Origin of the sequence: Flavobacterium macacae (genome assembly GCF_003865365.1) — a bacterium.
Lineage (GTDB): Bacteria > Bacteroidota > Bacteroidia > Flavobacteriales > Flavobacteriaceae > Flavobacterium > Flavobacterium macacae.
In genome coordinates this window covers 1-1,107 of record NZ_RQVR01000001.1, presented here as the reverse complement: position 1 = coordinate 1,107, position 1,107 = coordinate 1, and the positions used below count along the sequence as shown (strand labels likewise).

Below are 1,107 nucleotides of genomic sequence, written 5' to 3'. Positions count from 1 at the left end.
ACAACAAACTATTGGAGTATAATAAGATTCTCTCGCAAGGAGATGGCGATGAGTTGGTTAAAAAAGAAGTGGCCTCTAAAGTTAGAAAACACCAGTTGCAAAAGGATAAATACCTGCACTACAAAGAATCTATTGACACTACAGGCGTGACACAAATCTCCACTTCAGATCCTGACAGTCGCCAAATAATGACACGCAACAACATTTCTGAAGTCGCTTACAATGTGCAGACGGTGGTGGATGCCTTGCACAATATTCCCCTTGATTTTAAAGTGACTAATGAAAACGATTCTAAAGCAATGGGTGGCATGCTTCGCCGAAGCAAAACTATTTTAGGCCACACTAATTTTACCGCTATTTACGACAAAGGATATCACACGGGAAGTGAATTTGCTTATGCTGAACGACTCAAAATCGATGTTTTAGTTGCTATTCCTGGTGTTGCAGCACACGCTCCCGATTGGGCTTTTGATGTGGAACATTTTAAATACGATCTAAAAACAGATTCATTTACGTGCCCCGCCAATCAGATTTTAACCACCAACGGCAATTGGTATTCCAAGAAAAACGGAAAGTCCGTTACCCAGATGAAGCATTATAAAACCAGCGCTTGCTTGAGCTGTGAACTCTTTGCAAAATGTACCAAAAACGCGCGAGGCTGACTTATTGAACGTTCCGAGCACGCTGATTTGATTTATCAAAACAAAGTGAGAATTGAAAACAATTATGAAACGTACCGCAGGCGTCAAGCGATTGTCGAGCATCCCTACGGAGTTATTAAACGGCAATGGGATTTTTATTACGTCATGACTAAAAAGACAATCAGACATGCCAGTGCTGATGTGGGATTGATTTTTACCGCCTATAATCTCAAGCGGATATTTAATCTCCTTGACATAAATGAGTTGAAAAAGTACTTAAAAAGTACGGCTTTGTTTCATGAACTCAATTCGACTCGTTTTAAGGCTTTTTACCCTGTTTTAAAATTTGAAATAAATGGGAATGTATTTTTTAAAACAGCGAATTATAGTTCGATAAATGGATTATATTTACTTCAAAATTAAGTTTGAATAAGAACTTTGAAGGGTTTTTAGACGAACTGACGTT

The 1,107-nt window shown here is 38.4% G+C and carries 2 protein-coding genes; both read left to right on the top strand.

Annotation, left to right across the window (positions count from 1 at the left end; translation table 11 throughout):
- Nucleotides 1-662, top strand: a 662-nt coding sequence (locus tag EG849_RS00010; protein WP_199732239.1) for a transposase, incomplete at its 5' end; no start/stop codon positions are given.
- 45 nt (nucleotides 663-707) lie between these two features.
- Entirely contained in the window at nucleotides 708-1,064 is a 357-nt protein-coding gene (locus EG849_RS00005) for a hypothetical protein (protein ID WP_125011034.1), read from the top strand.
- The last annotated feature ends 43 nt before the right edge of the window (nucleotides 1,065-1,107 follow it).